This window comes from Marinisporobacter balticus (assembly GCF_004345705.1).
Classification (GTDB): domain Bacteria; phylum Bacillota; class Clostridia; order Peptostreptococcales; family Thermotaleaceae; genus Marinisporobacter; species Marinisporobacter balticus.
Genome location: NZ_SLWV01000001.1, coordinates 110,048 through 127,395 on the forward strand (window position 1 = coordinate 110,048; position 17,348 = coordinate 127,395).

The window sequence follows — 17,348 nt, forward strand, 5'->3', positions numbered from 1 at the left end:
CCTCTATTCTCTGATTTGTCCATTCCCTAATATTGTATATTTTATTGTAACTAATTCATTTAAGCCCATCGGACCCCGCGCATGCATTTTTTGCGTACTAATGCCCATTTCTGCACCAAACCCAAACTGGCTACCATCTGTAAATCGCGTCGAAGCATTCACATATACAGCTGCTGCATCTACCTGGCGTAAAAATTTATTTGCATTGCTTAAATTCTCTGTTAAAATTGCTTCTGAATGCTTTGTTCCATATTTACGAATATGCAAAATCGTATCTTCCAAATTTTGTACAATTTTAATTGCTAAAATATAATCTAAGTATTCTTCAGCCCAATCTTCTTTCGTTGCACATTTTACAGGAATCATTTTTTTTGTTTCTTCACATCCTCTCATTTCTACCCTATCCTTTAAATAATCATAAAGTTTAGGTAAAAACACCTCTGCAATATTTTTATGAACCAAAACTGTTTCACAAGCATTACAAACGCCAGGACGTTGCACCTTTGCATTTTCAATAATATTTATAGCCTTTTGTATATTTGCAGTTGCATCTACAAATATATGACAATTTCCTACGCCTGTTTCAATCGTTGGTACAGATGCATTGTTTACAACAAATTGAATTAAATCATTTCCGCCTCGTGGAATAATTAGATCTATATATTTATTGAGTGTTAACATTTCTTTCACAACGCTACGGTTAGGGTCATCTACAAATCCAATGACCTCTTCAGAAATATTGCTTTTTTTCAAGCCTTCCTTCATTGCATATACTAAGGCTCTATTAGAATGCATAGATGAAGAACTTCCACGAAGTAAAATACAATTGCCACTTTTTAATGTAAGTGAAAAAGCATCCACCGTTACATTGGGTCTTGATTCATAAATAATACCAATAACCCCAATAGGTACGGTCATCTTACTGACTGTTAAACCATTTTCTAAAGTCCAAACTTCACTGCTTTTCCAAACAGGATCTTTCATCTTAATGATATTATGAATACCTTCTATCATATCATCAATTCGTTCTTCACTTAGACGTAATCGATCAATTAAGCTTTCTTTCATATTATTTTCTATTGCTTTTTCAATATCCTTTTGGTTTTCTCTAAGAATATGTTCCGCGTGTCCCTTTAAGCTAAGTGCGACTTCCTTTAAAGCTTCATTTTTAGATTTTGTATCCATAGTGGCTAAAACCTGTGATGCCTCATACAGCCTTTTGCCTATATCTATTAACGACATATTTACCACTCCTTCTATAAATTATTTCTACTTTTTTATATGCAAAAAAAACTCTCATCCCTAAGGGACGAGAGTTTACCCGCGGTACCACCCTAATTAGCCTAATTGCTCACTTAGTATAATCATAACGTGATTACAACCGTAATGACTTTATTTGTCATATGCTCCAGAGCGGGTTCAAAAAGATAGTTTATAAGATTCTCACCAATATCTTATTCTCTGTGAAGCATCTCTCTTTTACTATTCTCCTTCAAAGCATCTAAATATTTATATTTAAAAACAATTATATCAAAAAATTCAAAGCATGTCAATGTAATAATTTTACACTTTCAAATCTACTTCGATTCCTAAAAGATCCTTATGCGCCGCTAGTATAGGATCAATATTCTCTTTGATAAACTCAGATACTTGTTGTGATGCTCTACCTATAAAAAGTTTCGGGTTCATTAAATGTCCAATATCTTCTTTTGAAATGCCAAATGTCGCATCTTCTACAATTCTTAATAATAAATCATTCTCTTTCCCTTCTTGTTTTACTTGTTTCGCTGCTTCCATAGAATGCACACGAATCTTTTCATGTAACTCTTGTCGGTCGCCACCTCTTTTTACAGCTTCCATTAAGATATTCTCTGTAGCCATGAATGGTAGCTCATTCATAACATGCTGTGTGATTACCTTTTCATAAACGACTAACCCAGAAGAGATGTTTATACCTATTTCAAGGATCGCATCTACTGCTAAAAAAGCTTCTGGTATAGAAATTCTTCTATTTGCTGAGTCATCTAGCGTCCTCTCAAACCACTGTGTAGAAACTGTCATAGCTGTATTCATTGTAGATGCGATAACATGTCTAGAAAGAGATGCTACTCTTTCACTTCGCATAGGATTTCTTTTATATGCCATGGCTGAAGAGCCAATTTGTGTAGATTCAAAAGGTTCCTCTATTTCTTTTAAATTTTGAAGAAGTCTAAGGTCATTTGTCATTTTATGTGCACTCTGTGCGATACCACTCAAAACAGAAAGTACTTTATAATCTAATTTTCTTGAGTAGGTTTGTCCTGTTACAGGAAAAGTTTTATCAAATCCTAATTTTTGTGCTACAAGTTGATCTAATGCTTTTACCTTTTCATGATTGCCATCAAAAAGTTCTAAAAAACTCGCTTGGGTACCTGTTGTACCCTTTGCACCTCTTAATTTGAAACTTGCTAATAAATGCTCAGCATCCTCATAGTCCATTAAAAGATCCATTAACCAAAGGGTAGCACGTTTACCAACAGTCGTTAATTGAGCAGGTTGAAAATGCGTAAATCCAAGGGTTGGTAGTTCCTTATATTCTTTTGCAAACTTAGACAGCTTATTCATAAGATTCGTCATTTTTTTTATAATCGTCATCATTGCTTTTTTCATAATAATAACATCTGTATTATCTCCGACATAAGCACTGGTTGCACCAAGATGGATAATCGGTTTTGCTTTCGGACATTGTATGCCATAAGCATACACATGTGCCATTACATCATGTCTTGTTTCCTTTTCTCTTTTTATAGCAACATCATAATTGATTGTATCGCGAAATTTTTTCATTTCTTCGATTTGCTCATGGGATATTGCTAATCCTAATTCTTTTTGAGACTCCGCTAGCGCAATCCATAGTGCTCTCCATGTTTCAAATTTTTCATCTGAAGAAAAAATTTCTGCCATTTCTTTACTTGCATATCTTGTGATTAATGGATTTTCGTAATATTTTGTCAATTTTTTAACCCCTTTCCAATTCTACTAAACTAATTATATTCTACAAATTTATTTAAAATCCTTTTAAATTACTTATTTTTCATCGAAATAATTGTATGATACGGTACAGAAACACTTCCAATAGTAGGTTTGTCATTGATCATTTCATCATGGTAGTCTGATCCTCCTGTAATAAATAGATTATATTTCTGAGCCAATTTCAAGTAGATTTGACTATGTAAATAGGAATGTCTTGTGTGATAGACCTCTATTCCTTTTATCCCTTTTTTTAAGACATCTTCTATGGAAATCTTACTATCAATTAATCTAGGATGTGCCAAAACAGGTATCCCATTTGCGTTTTCTATAACATTTATTGCTTCATCCATAGTAAGTTTGAACCTCTCTACATATGCATCTTGTCCCTTTATCAGTAATTTCTCGAATGCTTCTTGTATGGATGATACATACCCTTTTCTCAGCAGTACTTTCGCTATATGCGGTCTACCAACGGCACCTGCTTTAGCGATATCACAAACTTCTGTAAATGTAATTTCATAACCTATCTTTATTAACTTTTCTACAATCAATTTTGCTCTTTGTATTCTATGATTTTTAATTTGATCTGTTATTTTAATAATTTCTTTGTTCTTGAAATCTATAAAGTATCCTAATACATGAATTTCAACATCATTATAGATTGCACTCAATTCTATGCCCGGTATCACAAAAAAATCACTATATTCTTTCGAAGCTTCTATTGCATCTTCAATACCTTCAACTGTATCATGGTCTGTAATAGCAATTCCCATCAATCCTAATTTTTTCGCCCAATCTACTATTTCGTTAGGTGAAAGAATCCCATCAGATGCACGCGTATGTACATGCATATCAATATTTCCCATAGTCCCACCTCAATATGATTTTCAAAATATTTATATCTTTATTATCCGTCTATTTTTCTTATTATAATCGCTCCTATACAAGTATATTTCTAAACTTTCATAGGTAAAATTAGTCATAAATTCATACTTTTATCAAATCATACAAAAAGCCTGCTATAAAAGCAGGCTTTCGTATAGACTATTATCTTGGTTGCACAATTAATTTTATTGCAGTTCTTTCTTCCCCGTCTATTAACACATCTGTAAAAGCAGGGATACAAACTAGGTCAACACCACTAGGAGCAACAAATCCTCTAGCAATGGCTACTGCTTTTACTGCTTGATTTAGAGCACCTGCACCAATCGCTTGGATTTCAGCACCCCCGCGTTCTCTTAAAACGCCTGCTAATGCTCCTGCAACAGAATTTGGACTTGATTTTGCTGATACTTTTAATACTTCCATGATTATAGCCCCCTTAAATTTAAATGAAATTTGGTTTTATTTAACAAATTTGTTTATATATTAATTCTACACCTATTATTGAAAAACCTTTTTTATAAACCGAAAAAATTGAAAATTTAAAAAAATTATTTTAAAAAATAAAAGAAGCTTAAGCTTCTTTTATTTTGCATATTCAATCGCTCTTGTTTCCCTTATAACATTCACTTTAATTTGTCCAGGATACTCTAATTCATTTTCAACTTTCTTTGTTATTTCACGCGCAAGATAAATAATATCTTCATCTGTCATTTCTTCTGGTTTTACCATAATCCGAATCTCTCTACCTGCTTGAATAGCAAATGATTTTTCAACCCCTTCACTTGAATTTGCAATTTCTTCAAGTGTTTGTAATCGCTTAATATAAGTCTCAAGTGTTTCTCTTCTTGCACCTGGTCTAGCAGCTGATACCGCATCTGCTGCTGTTACAAGTACTGCTTCAATGGTTTCAGGTTCATAATCTCCATGATGCGCAGACATGGCATGGATCACTTCACTAGATTCCTTATATTTTTTCAATAAATCCATTCCTATATCTACATGTGTGCCTTCAATTTCATGATCAACTGCTTTTCCAATATCATGAAGTAGTCCTGCTCTTTTTGCAAGTTTCACATCAACGCCTAATTCAACAGCCATCAAACCTGCTAAATGGGAAACTTCTATAGAATGCTTCAAAACGTTTTGACCATAACTGGTTCTATATTTAAGTCTTCCAAGTAATTTCACTAACTCTGGGTGAAGACTGTGAACACCCGTGTCAAACGTAGCTTGTTCACCTTCTTCTTTCATAATATTATTTACTTCCTTCTTCGCTTTTTCTACCATTTCTTCAATTCTTGCTGGATGGATTCTACCATCTACAATAAGCTTCTCTAGTGCAATTCTTGCTACTTCTCTTCTTATAGGGTCAAAACCCGAAAGAATTACTGCTTCTGGTGTATCATCAATGATCAAATCTATTCCAGTTAATGTTTCTAATGCTCTTATATTTCTTCCTTCTCTACCAATGATTCTACCTTTCATTTCATCATTTGGAAGATTTACTACAGATACTGTCGTTTCAGCAACATGGTCTGCTGCACATTTTTGTATCGCATAAGATATAATTTCTTTAGCTTTCTTTTCTCCATCTTCTTTCGCTTTTTGTTCAATTTCTTTAATCATCATAGCTGCTTCATGTTTCACTTCTTTTTTTGTATCGTTTAAAAGCAATTCTCTCGCTTGTTCAGATGTAAGCCCTGATATTCTTTCTAACTCTTCCATTTGCTTTTCATAGAGTCCATCAATCTGATCTTTTCTTTCTGTTACTTCTTTTATTTTTTTATTCAATTTTTCATCTTTTTTCTCTAGATTATCAGACTTTCTATCTAACGCCTCTTCTTTTTGCAATAATCTTCTTTCTAATCTCTGTATTTCATTACGTCTTTCTCTATTTTCTCTTTCAAGTTCATGTCTTAGTCTATGAACTTCTTCTTTTGCCTCAAGTAAAATTTCTTTTTTTGATGTTTCTGCTTTCTTTTGAGCTTCTATTATGATTTCTTCCGCTCTTTGTTCAGCATTATTCATTTTGCCCTCAGCAATATTTTTTCTAACAATATATCCTATACCACTTCCTATAACAATTGCTACAATAGATACTATAATATCGATAGGATTAATATTAATACACAAACACCTCCCTGCTTGAACTTAAGCAAATAATAAAACCGAGAAACCTCGGTTTTTAAATCTTTCACTATGTGATTATAGAGTAAAATTTAAAACACTAGTTAGGCCCCTTTATTCATGCATAGATACACCAATATCTGTTATAATTGTATATCTTTTTTTATACACTGTCAAGCTGAACTTCACTGTTCTATTCTAACCATTTGCCTGTTAAAATATTCCTATAAAAAAAACCCTATTATGGGTTTTTCATTATTCACTATCTACTGCTAATGCAGATTTTTTCTGCTCATGTTCAGCCATTAATGGCAGATTATGAAACGTTCTTATTTTATTTTCTATTTCTAAAGCGATTTGAGGATTTTCAACTAAAAATTGTTTTGAATTTTCTCTACCTTGCCCAAGCTTATTGTCCTCATAACTATACCAGGACCCTGATTTTTTTACGATATCTTGTTTTGCTGCACAGTCTAGAATAGAACCTTCTCTTGAAATTCCTTTTCCATACATAATATCAAATTCAGCTATTTTGAAAGGCGGTGCTATTTTATTTTTTACAACTTTCACTCTTGTTCTGTTTCCGATCATAACATCTCCCTGTTTAAGTGTCTCAATTCTTCTTACATCTAACCTAACTGAAGCATAAAATTTAAGTGCTCTTCCTCCAGTAGTTGTTTCTGGATTTCCAAACATAATCCCAACTTTTTCTCTTAATTGATTGATGAATATTGTGGACGTTTTTGATTTATTAATCACACCAGCAAGCTTTCTTAGAGCTTGAGACATAAGTCTTGCTTGAAGCCCGACATGGCTATCACCCATTTCGCCTTGAATTTCAGCTTTAGGAACCAATGCTGCAACAGAGTCTATTACGATTACATCAATGGCACCACTTCTAACTAATGCTTCACATATTTCTAGTGCTTGTTCTCCTGTATCAGGCTGCGATACAATCAACTCATCTATATCTACTCCTAAGTTTTTTGCATAAACGGGATCTAGTGCATGCTCTGCGTCTATAAAAGCTGCAACGCCACCTTCTCTTTGTGCCTCAGCAATAATGTGTAGTGCAACTGTCGTCTTACCAGAAGACTCAGGGCCATATATTTCTATAATTCTACCTCTAGGTATGCCACCTATTCCGATAGCAATGTCTAAATCCAAAGACCCAGTAGCAATACATTCAATATTCATTCTTGATGTATCCTCTCCAAGCTTCATAATTGAACCTTTACCAAATTGTTTTTCTATTTGTCCCATTGCAATTTCTAACGCTTTTTTTTTCGCATCCATATTCACCCAGATTTTTAGGTCTGGTTTCCACCTACCTTCCTTCATTGTCGAACAAACGTTCTGATTCCATTATATATGATTCCCTTTGCAAGGTCAATCATAATATTTTTTATTCTAACACCTTTCTTATCATGTTAAGCGCAAGCATACTTGTATAATTTCTTACTCTGCTTCTATCTCCAAAAACATTATATTTATTACATATAACCTTTTTATCATAAACCATCCCAATATATACCAATCCTACTGGTTTTTCTTTACTTCCACCTCCCGGACCTGCTATACCTGTTACGGATAAGCATAAATCACTTTTCGTTTTATTTCTAAGCCCTAATACCATTTCTCTAGCTGTTTCTTCGCTAACAGCACCATATTTTTGCAAAGTAGCTTCTTTCACACCAAGTTCCTCTATCTTTGCATCATTGCTATAAGTAATAATACTTCTATCTAAACATTTTGATATACCTGGAGTAGCTGCTAATTTAGAAGCAATCAATCCTGCTGTACACGACTCTGCAAATGAAATACTGACTTCTTTTTCTAATAATTTTTTCGAAACTACTTCTACTAACTCCTCGTCAGCATAGTTATAGATATATTGACCCAATCTATTTTTAATTTCCGCGATAACATCGTTTGTCATTTTCTCTGCTTTTTCTATATTTTCTGCTTTTGCAGTAATCCGAACACTCACTTCTCCAATCTTCGCGTAAGTTGCAATGGTAGGATTTGTTTGGTTGTCTATTAAATCAATCAATGCTGTTTCAAGCGCTGATTCTCCAATACCAAAAAACCTTAGCACCTTTGAATGGATGATATGTTGTGATTTTCCTTTTAAAAAATCCTTCACATATCCATTAAACATACATTTCATCTCATTTGGAGGTCCTGGCATACTAATAAATATTTTTCCATCTACATCAAGAATAAAACCTGGTGCAGTCCCACAATCATTTGTAAGAACTATACTATCCTTTGGTAAGTATACCTGTTTTAAGTTATTTTCATGCATTGTTTTATTGCAACATTCAAAAAAATTATACAATCTTGATTGAGATGGCTTATGTATTTCTAATTTTTTCCCTAGTACTTGTGCAATTGTTTCTTTTGTAAGATCATCCTGCGTAGGTCCTAGTCCTCCTGTAGTAATAATTAAATCCGATTTAGACATCGCATAAAGCAATGTTTCTTCTAATCTTTTTGTATTATCTCCCACAGTAAAGTGGTGATATACGTTAATGCCTAACCCATTTAATTCTTTTGATAAATAGACTGTATTCGTATTTACAATTTGTCCAAATAAAATTTCTGTACCCACACTTATAATTGAACAATTCATCACCAAAACCCCTTTCTATAAGTAGATCGTCAAAATCCTCAATTTTGTGCTCGTCGCTTAATTCGTAAGCTTATGCATAAATTTTTGTATTTTATATAAAAATCAAACGCTTATAAAATACAAAATTACTCACTTTGTAAATATAATAGAAATAGTAAAAAGCAGCTATGCTGCTTTTACCGTTTTAATACTTTTCTATTTAAATATAAATAATCTACACCAGATACAATTGTAAGAATTACTGCAACCCATAACATAATTGTACTAAACGGAAAATTTATTAAAGAAAAAGGGTAATTATTAAGTAGTATTGAAATAATAGCAATAATTTGTGTAATGGTTTTTAATTTTCCCCACCCACTTGCTGCAATGACAATTCCCTCAGATGCTGCAATTGCTCTTAAGATACTTATGGTATATTCCCTTGAAATAATCACAACCACAATCCACGCAGGTAATTTACCCATTTCTACAAGGCAAACTAACGCCGCTGTAACCAATAGCTTATCTGCTAAAGGATCCATAAATTTTCCAAATTTCGTTATTTGATTCCTGCTTCTAGCAACATATCCATCTAAAGTATCTGTTATAGCAGCAATTGTAAAAATTATCGCTGCTATGTACATACCATACGGAATCTTATTCAGTAAGACGATCATAAAAATGGGAACTAAAATAATTCTAGCAAGGGTCAACTTATTCGCAAGGTTCATCCACAATCTCTCCCAATAAATCATATTCTAAAGTATCTGTTATTCTAACCTTTACCAATTCTCCTAAGTTTAATGTATTTGTTGCATTAAAATAAACAACCCCATCTACTTCTGGGGAATCATATGCAGTTCTACCTATATAAACATACTCTTCAACCTGTTCTTCTATCAGTATATCATAAATGTTTTCTATTTTCTCTCTATTTTTTTGAAAAGAAATTTCTTTTTGTATATGCATAATTTCATTTCGTCTTTCTTCCTTTATTTCTTCAGGAATTTGATCAGAAAACTTTGCAGCTGGTGTATCTTCCTCTTGGGAATAGGTAAATACGCCTAGTCTATCAAATTTTACCTCTTTTACAAATTCTTTAAGTTCATTAAAATCTTCCTCTGTTTCTCCTGGAAATCCAACAATCAATGAAGTACGCAAATGCATATCCTTTATGCTTTCACGAAGTTTGTTGATCACTCTTAGGATATGTTCTTTTGTTGTTTGTCTATTCATTCTTTTTAAAACATTATTATTGCAGTGTTGAATCGGTAAATCTAAATATTTGCAGATCTTACTTTCTTCTGCCATCACCGCTATTAATTCATCTGAGACTTGATCCGGATAACAATATAAAATTCGAATCCATTTCAATCCTTCAATTTTAGCAAGCTTTTTTAATAACGCTGGAAGTTTAATTTCCCCATATAGATCAATCCCATATGTAGATGTATCTTGGGCAATTAAAATCACTTCTTGAACACCATTTTTTGCCAGTTCTTTTGCCTCTTCTATAATATATTCCATTTTTCTACTTCGATAAACCCCTCTAAGTTTTGGAATAATACAATAGGTACAATGATTATCGCACCCTTCTGCAATTTTTAAATATGCAGTATAAGATGGTGTACTTAAAATTCTTGGTAAATCTTCTGATATTTCAATATTAATATTTCCTGATTTAACTACTTTTTTTCCCTTTAATGTATCATCAATGACTTTAATAATTTCAGGATAATTTCCTGTTCCGATGACGGCGTCCACTTCTGGTAGTTCTTCTAACAAGTCTTTTGAATATCTTTCTGCGAGACACCCAGATACTACTAGCAGTTTACAATTTCCATCTTTTTTTAAACTGCCTAATTCTATAATTGTATTAATGGATTCTTGTTTTGCTGCTTCTATGAACCCACAAGTATTTATAATGATAATGTCTGCTTCATATTTATCATTCGTAAGTTGATACTTATATTGAGATAACAATCCCATCATAACTTCTGAATCAACTAAATTTTTTGCACAACCTAATGACTCGATAGATACTTTTAAATTCATGAATCAAACTCCTTTCTTTTTTGAAACAATATTTTCTATAAAATCCATCAAAATGGGTATCACTTCATTCATATCTTCATATTCAACAGTCAAATGATAATTTTCATATTTTTTGATTGAATATTCATATAGTGGATCATAATAGTATTTCATTAAATATTTTATCACAAAAGTATAATCTTTTTTTTCAATTTTCTTTATCAAAGTATCAACGGCTTCATTCCCTAATCTTTTTCTTAAATGATCCAGCGCTTTTCCAATACTTTTATCATTCGCTTCTAAATATTTTACATAGTCTTTCAAAATAATTTCGACTCTATTCTCTATCTTTGTTTTTACAAATATGTGGTAACCATTTACCATCTGATCATATACACGATCTGGCACATTTACACTACCGATTCGTTTACTTTCACTTTCTACAAAAATATACTTTTCATCTGCCCTATATAAAACATGAAATATCAATGATTCAAATTTTTTTTGTGATGGAGAACCTTCTGAAAATCCAATCGTTCCAAAAACAGAACCTTTATTTTTAGCAAGTTCCTCTAAATCCAATGTGTATTTTCCAGCTTTCTCTAGTTTTTTTAGTATATGGGTTTTCCCTACGCCTGTTAATCCATGTAACATAATAAATTTATACTTTTCTATTTTATTATCAAGAAAATCAATCACATATTTTCGATAGCTTTTGTATCCATTTGCTAGCTGATAGACATTTGGAATATTTAACATGCTAAGAAAAGAACATGTGGATTTACTTCTCATGCCACCTCGCCAGCAGAATATAATTATATATTCATATTCCTTACTATATTGTTTTATAGTCGCATACAAATTAGGTAGCTTACTTGATACTAAATTTAATCCAGTTAATGTAGCTTGATCACTGTTTTCTTTTCTATAAATTGTACCCACAATAGCTCTTTCTTCATCGTCTAATATAGGAAAATTCACGGCCCCCAAAATGGTTCCATCAGCAAATTCTGCTGGGGCTCTCACATCAATAAAAAGTGTATTTTTTATTGTCAATGCTTTTTCTATGTCTATTACTTTTAACACATTCATCCCTCAATTTCTCTTTATGATTCACTTTTCATTTCTTCAAAATCTTCTTTAGATATTAATACTTCTCTCGGCTTACTTCCTATATGCTGCCCAACAATATTTCTTTCTTCCATCGCATCAATCAATCTTGCTGCTCGGTTATATCCTATTCTAAATCGTCTTTGCAACATAGAAATAGAAGCTTGTTGCACCTCAATAACTAGCTCTATCGCATCCTTTAATAGTTCATCTAGCGATTCTTCTTCTTTTGATAGATTGCTTTCTACTTTTTCTATTATATCTTCCTCATATTTATGCGCTATATCTTGCTCTTTTACAAAATTCACGATTTTTTCTACTTCTCCATCTGTAATGAATGCCCCTTGTACACGTATAGGTTTTGATGCTCCTACAGGATAAAATAACATATCTCCTTTTCCTAATAGCTTTTCTGCCCCTCCCATATCTAATATCGTTCTAGAGTCCATTTGGGAAGAAACCGCAAAAGCAATACGTGATGGGATATTTGCTTTAATAACCCCCGTGATTACATCTACAGAAGGTCTTTGTGTAGCAACAATAAGATGTATTCCTGCTGCTCGAGCCATCTGTGCTAGCCTGCAGATACTATCTTCTACTTGCCCTGGAGATACCATCATTAAATCAGCAAGTTCATCAATAATAATAACAATCTTAGGCAAAGTTTCCTCCCCATTATTTTTCATTTTTTCATTATATCCATTAATATCTCTGACACTGTTTTGCGCAAAATATTTATAGCGATTGGTCATTTCTGTTACAGCCCAATTTAGTGCACTAGAAGCCTTTTTCGGGTCCGTCACAACAGGAATTAAAAGATGTGGAATCCCATTGTAATTATTTAATTCTACTACTTTTGGATCTACCAATAGTAATTTCACTTCTTCAGGTGTTGCCTTATAAAGAATACTTGTAATGAATGTATTAATGCACACACTTTTTCCAGACCCTGTAGCTCCTGCTATAAGCATATGTGGCATCTTAGCAAGATCTGCTGTCATGGGATTGCCTGCAATATCTTTTCCAAGAACAAAAGTTAATTTCGAATCACTATTTATAAATTTTTCACTTTCTAAAACTTCTTTTATTGTAACCATAGAAACATTATCATTAGGAATTTCTATCCCTACAGCAGCTTTACCTGGAATAGGTGCTTCAATTCTTATATTACAAGCTGCTAAGTTGAGCGCAATATCATCGGACAGATTTACGATTTTACTTACCTTTACCCCTGGGCTAGGTTGAATTTCATATCGTGTTATCGTAGGTCCTTTACTTACTTGTATCACTTTTGCATCAACACCAAAATTTCCCAATGTTTGCTCTAATATTTTTGCCTTATGCAGAATTTCTTTTTTGTCATTTTTTGTGTTTGCAATTGGATTATCTTGTAATAAATTCAACGATGGAAATCTATAAGCTACTTCACATTTCGTCGTTTTCTTAATATGATAACTTATATCTTCTACATCATTTTCTTCTTCCGCTGCCATAGCCACTTGTCTTAAATCATTATTTTTCAGCAGTTGGCTGGTTTCATCTACAACTATATCCCCCTCTACTTCACGGGTAAAATCTAATATTTTAATTTTTTCATCTAATTGTTTATTTTGAAGAATAGGTTCTACACATTCTTCGATGCTTATATTTTTTTCCTTTTTATTTTTTTTCTCTTTCGTCTTCGGTATTTGTACAAATTCTAACACACAATCCCATAGTAAAGTGCAAAACTTTACGATGATTTCTCTGCATCTTTTTAGCATATTAACCAAAGAAATTCTAGTAATAACAAGAAAAGCAATCATCATCATTGTAATAATCACAACATAACTTCCATTGATTCCTAGAAATCTTATACTAAGTAATGCAAATATACTACCAATTAATCCTCCCCCGATCCCTTCTGTTCCTTGATAGTATATTAGCTCTATATTTTGAAAACTTAATTCAGATGGTATATTTTCTAATGAATAAATACCATACAACATAACATATCCTATGTACAAGAAGGTTATTGAAATTTTGAATTTTTTATCAAAAAAGCTTACCTTCCCAACCATTAAAAAAATCCCTAAGAGTATGATGAAATAGGGTAACACATATGCAGGTATAGATAATAATCCCATTAGCATTGATTTTATATATTTTCCAAGTTGTCCTGTAGATTTTGTTTGTAAACTGATCATAATTAGTATACCCATAGCTATGATAAATAAAGAAATGATTTCATTTTTCAAAGTAGATTGATCATTCGCTTTCTTTCTCTTTCTAGTCTTCCTACTTGTCATGGTTTCATGCCCCCTTCATTTTATTAGAAAAAGCACAGATTAACTGTGCCATAAGCTTTTATAAATGTTTGAAAAAATTTACTTCTCTCGCAAAAAATAAAGTGTCAATGCTAACGATTAACACTTTAACATTGTTATTATAACATAAGCTTCTGAATTATTCTATTGTAAATTCTTTTGTGTCACGATTTCATTTCTATGATCTTCTTGCAATTGAATCAGTTCTTTTAATTTAGTCAGCGCATCATTTAACCCACCAACTTGATCAATCAAACCCACATCGACAGCTTCCTTGCCTATTAGGATTGTGCCTACATCGTTGGCTATTTCGTCTGTTTCTGTCATTAAATTTACAATAACATCTCTTGATACTTTAGATGTTCTTGTAATAAATTGTAGAATTCTTTCTTGCATTTTTTCAAAATACTTAAAGGTTTGTGGAACGCCTATTACTAATCCATTCATTCTTATTGGATGGATGGTCATGGTTGCCGTTGGTGCAATAAATGAATAGTTACTCGCTGTAGCCAATGGCACGCCAATACTATGTCCACCTCCTAGTACAAGAGACACAGTAGGTTTTGACATACTTGAAATCAGCTCTGCAATGGCTAACCCTGCTTCTACATCCCCTCCAATTGTATTTAAAATCGTGATCATGCCACCTATTTTAGGGTTTTCTTCTACTGCAATTAATTGTGGGATAATATGTTCATATTTTGTAGACTTGCTTTGCGGTGGTGCTACAGCATGCCCTTCAATATGCCCAATAATGGTTACATAGTGTATATTACTAGGTACATCTGGTACATTTTGAGTTCCTATCTCTTTAATATTATCTAATTTTATTTCTTGTTCAAAACTTTTTTCTATGTTAGGCGGACTAAATTGTGGCTCTGTCTGAGGGATTGATCCCATTGTTTTACTATATTTATTATCCATTGTTTCACACTCCTATATTTTTTATGAAAAACTCATCAGTAAGTTTCTCAACTTATTTTTTCCAATAAAGAAACTACTATACTGTAAGTTTTTCGTATAGTAGTTTTTTATTGTTTCCCTTATATACCTAAATTATTTCTGAAGTAATAAAATTTTCATTCTGAAAGATGAAATTCTCTATGAATGGCATTAACAGCCCTTTGTGTATCACTATCTTTTACTAAACAAGCGATTGTATTATGAGAATCTGATGTTTGTAGTATTTTGATGTGCTCATAAGATAAGGCTTTAACAATTTTTGCCATAATCCCTGGAATGCCTCTCATTTTATGACCTATAGTCGTTATTTTACTGCAATTTTTAATAATACTGTATTTAAATTTATTTTTTTCTAGTATTTTGTCAATCTTTTCAACATTTTTTGCATCAACTGTAAATACTTTTTTATCAACAAAAAAATTAATCAAATCAATACTAATTTGGTTGTTTGTTAATGCATTCATCAGTAATTCATTTGCTTCAATTGAGTCTTCAAAATATACATTTACCTGAGCAATGTTATTTTTATGTGCAATTGCCGTTAATACATCTTCATTTCTTATATTTTTACTATAGGGATTGGTATAAGATTGTTTATTATGAATAATAGTTCCTGATGCATCAGATAATGTGTTTTTTACCTTTAATGGAATATTACTTCTTTTGGCAACAGCTACTGCTTTAGGATGAACTACTTTTGCACCATCTTCAGCCATTTGATATACTTCATCATAACCCATACAATCTATCACTCTTGCTTCTCTCACGAGTCTTGGATCTGCTGTCATGACCCCATCCACATCTGTATATATTTCTATAAAACTTGCATTTAAGGCTTCTCCAAGGATCGCTGCTGTCGTATCACTGCCTCCTCGTCCTAATGTAGTGGTATCTCCGCTTTCTGTTGCTCCTTGAAATCCTGTGACTACAGGAATACAATCTTTATTTAGAAGGTTAAGAATATTTGTTTTATCAACTCTTATTACTTCAGCATCACCATAGTTATCATCTGTAATAATCCCTGCCTGATAGCCTGTTAATGCAACACCTTTATATCCCATGGATTTAATACTATTTGCTAAAATAACAGAAGATATAATTTCTCCGCAAGCCATAATCATATCTAACTCTCTACTAGCATATTCTTCATACACAGCATTAGAAAATTTGATGAGTGTATCTGTTGCATAAGGATCGCCGCTTCTTCCAATTGCAGATACAACCACAACAGGGTATTTTCCTTCTTTCTTCATATCAATCGCCTTTTGTGCTACTTTTTCTCTAAGCGCTTTTGTCGCTACTGAAGTGCCTCCAAATTTTTGAACAATGATCTCCATATTTCTCCCCCTAACCACATATTCACCTATATATTAGCATAAATTAATAACAAATGCTACAAATTTCAACCAATTGTTTCTATACTATTTTATGCTATCCTTGCTATTTTGGGGATATATTCTATTTCAATTCTTCATAGAGAAAAGTGACTCTTTGGAAACTCGGCCTCTTCTAACTCAATAATAATCATATCATTGCCTATTTTTCTAACACAATTCCATGGAATTTCAACATAATTTTTGTCATAGAAAATAGAAAACTGATTCTTAAAATCTGGAATTAATATAGCTCTGATTTTTCCATTTCTTTCATCTATCAATAAATCAGATTCTGCTAAAATGCCTAATCTCCCTCCATCACTAAGATTTACAATCTCTTTTCCCCCCAATTTGCTCAACCTCATTTTCATCCCCCTTATTTACCAATCATCTATTCTATTCTATTCTATTCTATTCTATTTTTAAATTTTTTATATTATTACATGGAAATGCCTGTGTGTCCAAATCCACCAATACCTCTTTTCGTTTCATCTAAAATTTCTACCTCTTCCCATGTAATCTTTTCATATTTGCAAATGACCATCTGAGCAATTCTATCACTAGGCGCTATATGAAAATCTTCATCCCCCCAATTTATAAGTGGTACCTTAATTTCACCTCTATAGTCACTGTCAATCGTTCCCACGCCATTTACTAATCCAATACCATATTTCACTGCAAGTCCACTTCTTGCTCTAATTTGTGCTTCTAGTCCCTTTGGTAATTGAATGAAGATCCCTGTGGAAATCAACTTTCTTTCTCCTGGTTTTAAAGTGATTGTTTCTTCAATATTTGCATGTAAGTCCATTCCTGCTGATCCAACGGTTTCATATTTAGGTAGTAATACATTATCTTTTGTTTTTATTTTTATTTTTAACATTTATTCTCCTCCTTTTGTCATCTCTTCACAAAAAAAAT

The 17,348-nt window shown here is 32.5% G+C and carries 15 protein-coding genes and 1 other annotated feature; all 15 genes read right to left on the bottom strand.

Annotated elements, in window-relative coordinates:
- Nucleotides 1-3: 3 nt before the first annotated feature.
- The 15 genes from EV214_RS00530 to dut all read right to left on the bottom strand — a co-directional run bounded on the left by EV214_RS00530 (nt 4) and on the right by dut (nt 17,310).
- A complete protein-coding gene (locus tag EV214_RS00530) occupies nt 4-1,242 on the bottom strand; it encodes a glutamate-5-semialdehyde dehydrogenase (RefSeq protein WP_132241613.1) in 1,239 nt (412 codons plus the stop codon).
- 60 nt (nt 1,243-1,302) lie between these two features.
- Nucleotides 1,303-1,505, bottom strand: a binding site (T-box leader).
- A 58-nt stretch (nt 1,506-1,563) separates the two neighbouring features.
- A complete protein-coding gene (purB, locus tag EV214_RS00535) occupies nt 1,564-2,994 on the bottom strand; it encodes an adenylosuccinate lyase (RefSeq protein WP_132241615.1) in 1,431 nt (476 codons plus the stop codon).
- 68 nt (nt 2,995-3,062) lie between these two features.
- Entirely contained in the window at nt 3,063-3,878 is an 816-nt protein-coding gene (locus EV214_RS00540; protein WP_132241617.1) for a PHP domain-containing protein, read from the bottom strand.
- A gap of 181 nt (nt 3,879-4,059) precedes the next feature.
- Nucleotides 4,060-4,320 carry a stage V sporulation protein S gene (locus EV214_RS00545; RefSeq protein WP_132241619.1) on the bottom strand — a complete coding sequence of 87 codons (261 nt, stop codon included), beginning with the start codon at nt 4,318-4,320 and terminating at the stop codon, nt 4,060-4,062.
- Between the two features lie 159 nt (nt 4,321-4,479).
- Nucleotides 4,480-6,009, bottom strand: a complete 1,530-nt coding sequence (gene rny, locus EV214_RS00550; RefSeq protein ID WP_132242023.1) for a ribonuclease Y — start codon at nt 6,007-6,009, stop codon at nt 4,480-4,482.
- A gap of 270 nt (nt 6,010-6,279) precedes the next feature.
- The gene (gene recA, locus EV214_RS00555; RefSeq protein ID WP_132242025.1) at nt 6,280-7,320 is read right to left on the bottom strand and encodes a recombinase RecA; all 1,041 of its coding nucleotides are present in this window, start codon (nt 7,318-7,320) and stop codon (nt 6,280-6,282) included.
- A 109-nt stretch (nt 7,321-7,429) separates the two neighbouring features.
- Complete coding sequence (locus EV214_RS00560; RefSeq protein ID WP_132241621.1) at nt 7,430-8,659, bottom strand: competence/damage-inducible protein A; 1,230 nt, start codon at nt 8,657-8,659, stop codon at nt 7,430-7,432.
- A 176-nt stretch (nt 8,660-8,835) separates the two neighbouring features.
- Nucleotides 8,836-9,372 (bottom strand): CDP-diacylglycerol--glycerol-3-phosphate 3-phosphatidyltransferase, encoded by a 537-nt coding sequence (pgsA, locus tag EV214_RS00565; protein ID WP_132241623.1) that lies wholly within the window; start codon nt 9,370-9,372, stop codon nt 8,836-8,838.
- The gene (gene rimO, locus EV214_RS00570) at nt 9,356-10,696 is read right to left on the bottom strand and encodes a 30S ribosomal protein S12 methylthiotransferase RimO (RefSeq protein ID WP_132241625.1); all 1,341 of its coding nucleotides are present in this window, start codon (nt 10,694-10,696) and stop codon (nt 9,356-9,358) included. The genes pgsA and rimO overlap by 17 nt, the downstream gene beginning before the upstream one ends.
- Nucleotides 10,697-10,699: 3 nt before the next feature.
- Nucleotides 10,700-11,767, bottom strand: coding sequence for a tRNA 2-selenouridine(34) synthase MnmH (gene mnmH, locus EV214_RS00575; protein WP_132241627.1), 1,068 nt, complete (start codon nt 11,765-11,767; stop codon nt 10,700-10,702).
- A 14-nt stretch (nt 11,768-11,781) separates the two neighbouring features.
- Nucleotides 11,782-14,073: an FtsK/SpoIIIE family DNA translocase gene (locus tag EV214_RS00580; RefSeq protein WP_132241629.1), complete on the bottom strand. Its 2,292-nt coding sequence runs from the start codon at nt 14,071-14,073 to the stop codon at nt 11,782-11,784.
- Nucleotides 14,074-14,235: 162 nt separating this feature from the next.
- Nucleotides 14,236-15,015, bottom strand: a complete 780-nt coding sequence (locus EV214_RS00585) for a ClpP family protease (protein ID WP_132241631.1) — start codon at nt 15,013-15,015, stop codon at nt 14,236-14,238.
- Nucleotides 15,016-15,170: 155 nt separating this feature from the next.
- Nucleotides 15,171-16,391: an aspartate kinase gene (gene dapG / locus EV214_RS00590; protein WP_132241633.1), complete on the bottom strand. Its 1,221-nt coding sequence runs from the start codon at nt 16,389-16,391 to the stop codon at nt 15,171-15,173.
- Between the two features lie 134 nt (nt 16,392-16,525).
- Nucleotides 16,526-16,795 (bottom strand): YlmC/YmxH family sporulation protein, encoded by a 270-nt coding sequence (locus EV214_RS00595; RefSeq protein WP_132241635.1) that lies wholly within the window; start codon nt 16,793-16,795, stop codon nt 16,526-16,528.
- A gap of 74 nt (nt 16,796-16,869) precedes the next feature.
- Nucleotides 16,870-17,310, bottom strand: a complete 441-nt coding sequence (dut, locus tag EV214_RS00600; RefSeq protein WP_132241637.1) for a dUTP diphosphatase — start codon at nt 17,308-17,310, stop codon at nt 16,870-16,872.
- Between the last annotated feature and the right edge of the window lie 38 nt (nt 17,311-17,348).

Bases quoted from the DNA above. Each gene is read 5' to 3' on its own strand.
- mnmH (WP_132241627.1), bottom strand. From the start codon at position 11,767: ATGAATGTGTTAAAAGTAATAGACATAGAAAAAGCATTGACAATAAAA.
- dut (WP_132241637.1), bottom strand. From the start codon at position 17,310: ATGTTAAAAATAAAAATAAAAACAAAAGATAATGTATTACTACCTAAA.
- EV214_RS00595 (WP_132241635.1), bottom strand. From the start codon at position 16,795: ATGAGGTTGAGCAAATTGGGGGGAAAAGAGATTGTAAATCTTAGTGAT.
- EV214_RS00530 (WP_132241613.1), bottom strand. From the start codon at position 1,242: ATGTCGTTAATAGATATAGGCAAAAGGCTGTATGAGGCATCACAGGTT.
- EV214_RS00545 (WP_132241619.1), bottom strand. From the start codon at position 4,320: ATGGAAGTATTAAAAGTATCAGCAAAATCAAGTCCAAATTCTGTTGCA.
- EV214_RS00585 (WP_132241631.1), bottom strand. From the start codon at position 15,015: ATGGATAATAAATATAGTAAAACAATGGGATCAATCCCTCAGACAGAG.
- EV214_RS00560 (WP_132241621.1), bottom strand. From the start codon at position 8,659: ATGAATTGTTCAATTATAAGTGTGGGTACAGAAATTTTATTTGGACAA.
- EV214_RS00580 (WP_132241629.1), bottom strand. From the start codon at position 14,073: ATGACAAGTAGGAAGACTAGAAAGAGAAAGAAAGCGAATGATCAATCT.
- rimO (WP_132241625.1), bottom strand. From the start codon at position 10,696: ATGAATTTAAAAGTATCTATCGAGTCATTAGGTTGTGCAAAAAATTTA.
- recA (WP_132242025.1), bottom strand. From the start codon at position 7,320: ATGGATGCGAAAAAAAAAGCGTTAGAAATTGCAATGGGACAAATAGAA.
- EV214_RS00540 (WP_132241617.1), bottom strand. From the start codon at position 3,878: ATGGGAAATATTGATATGCATGTACATACGCGTGCATCTGATGGGATT.
- pgsA (WP_132241623.1), bottom strand. From the start codon at position 9,372: ATGAACCTTGCGAATAAGTTGACCCTTGCTAGAATTATTTTAGTTCCC.
- dapG (WP_132241633.1), bottom strand. From the start codon at position 16,391: ATGGAGATCATTGTTCAAAAATTTGGAGGCACTTCAGTAGCGACAAAA.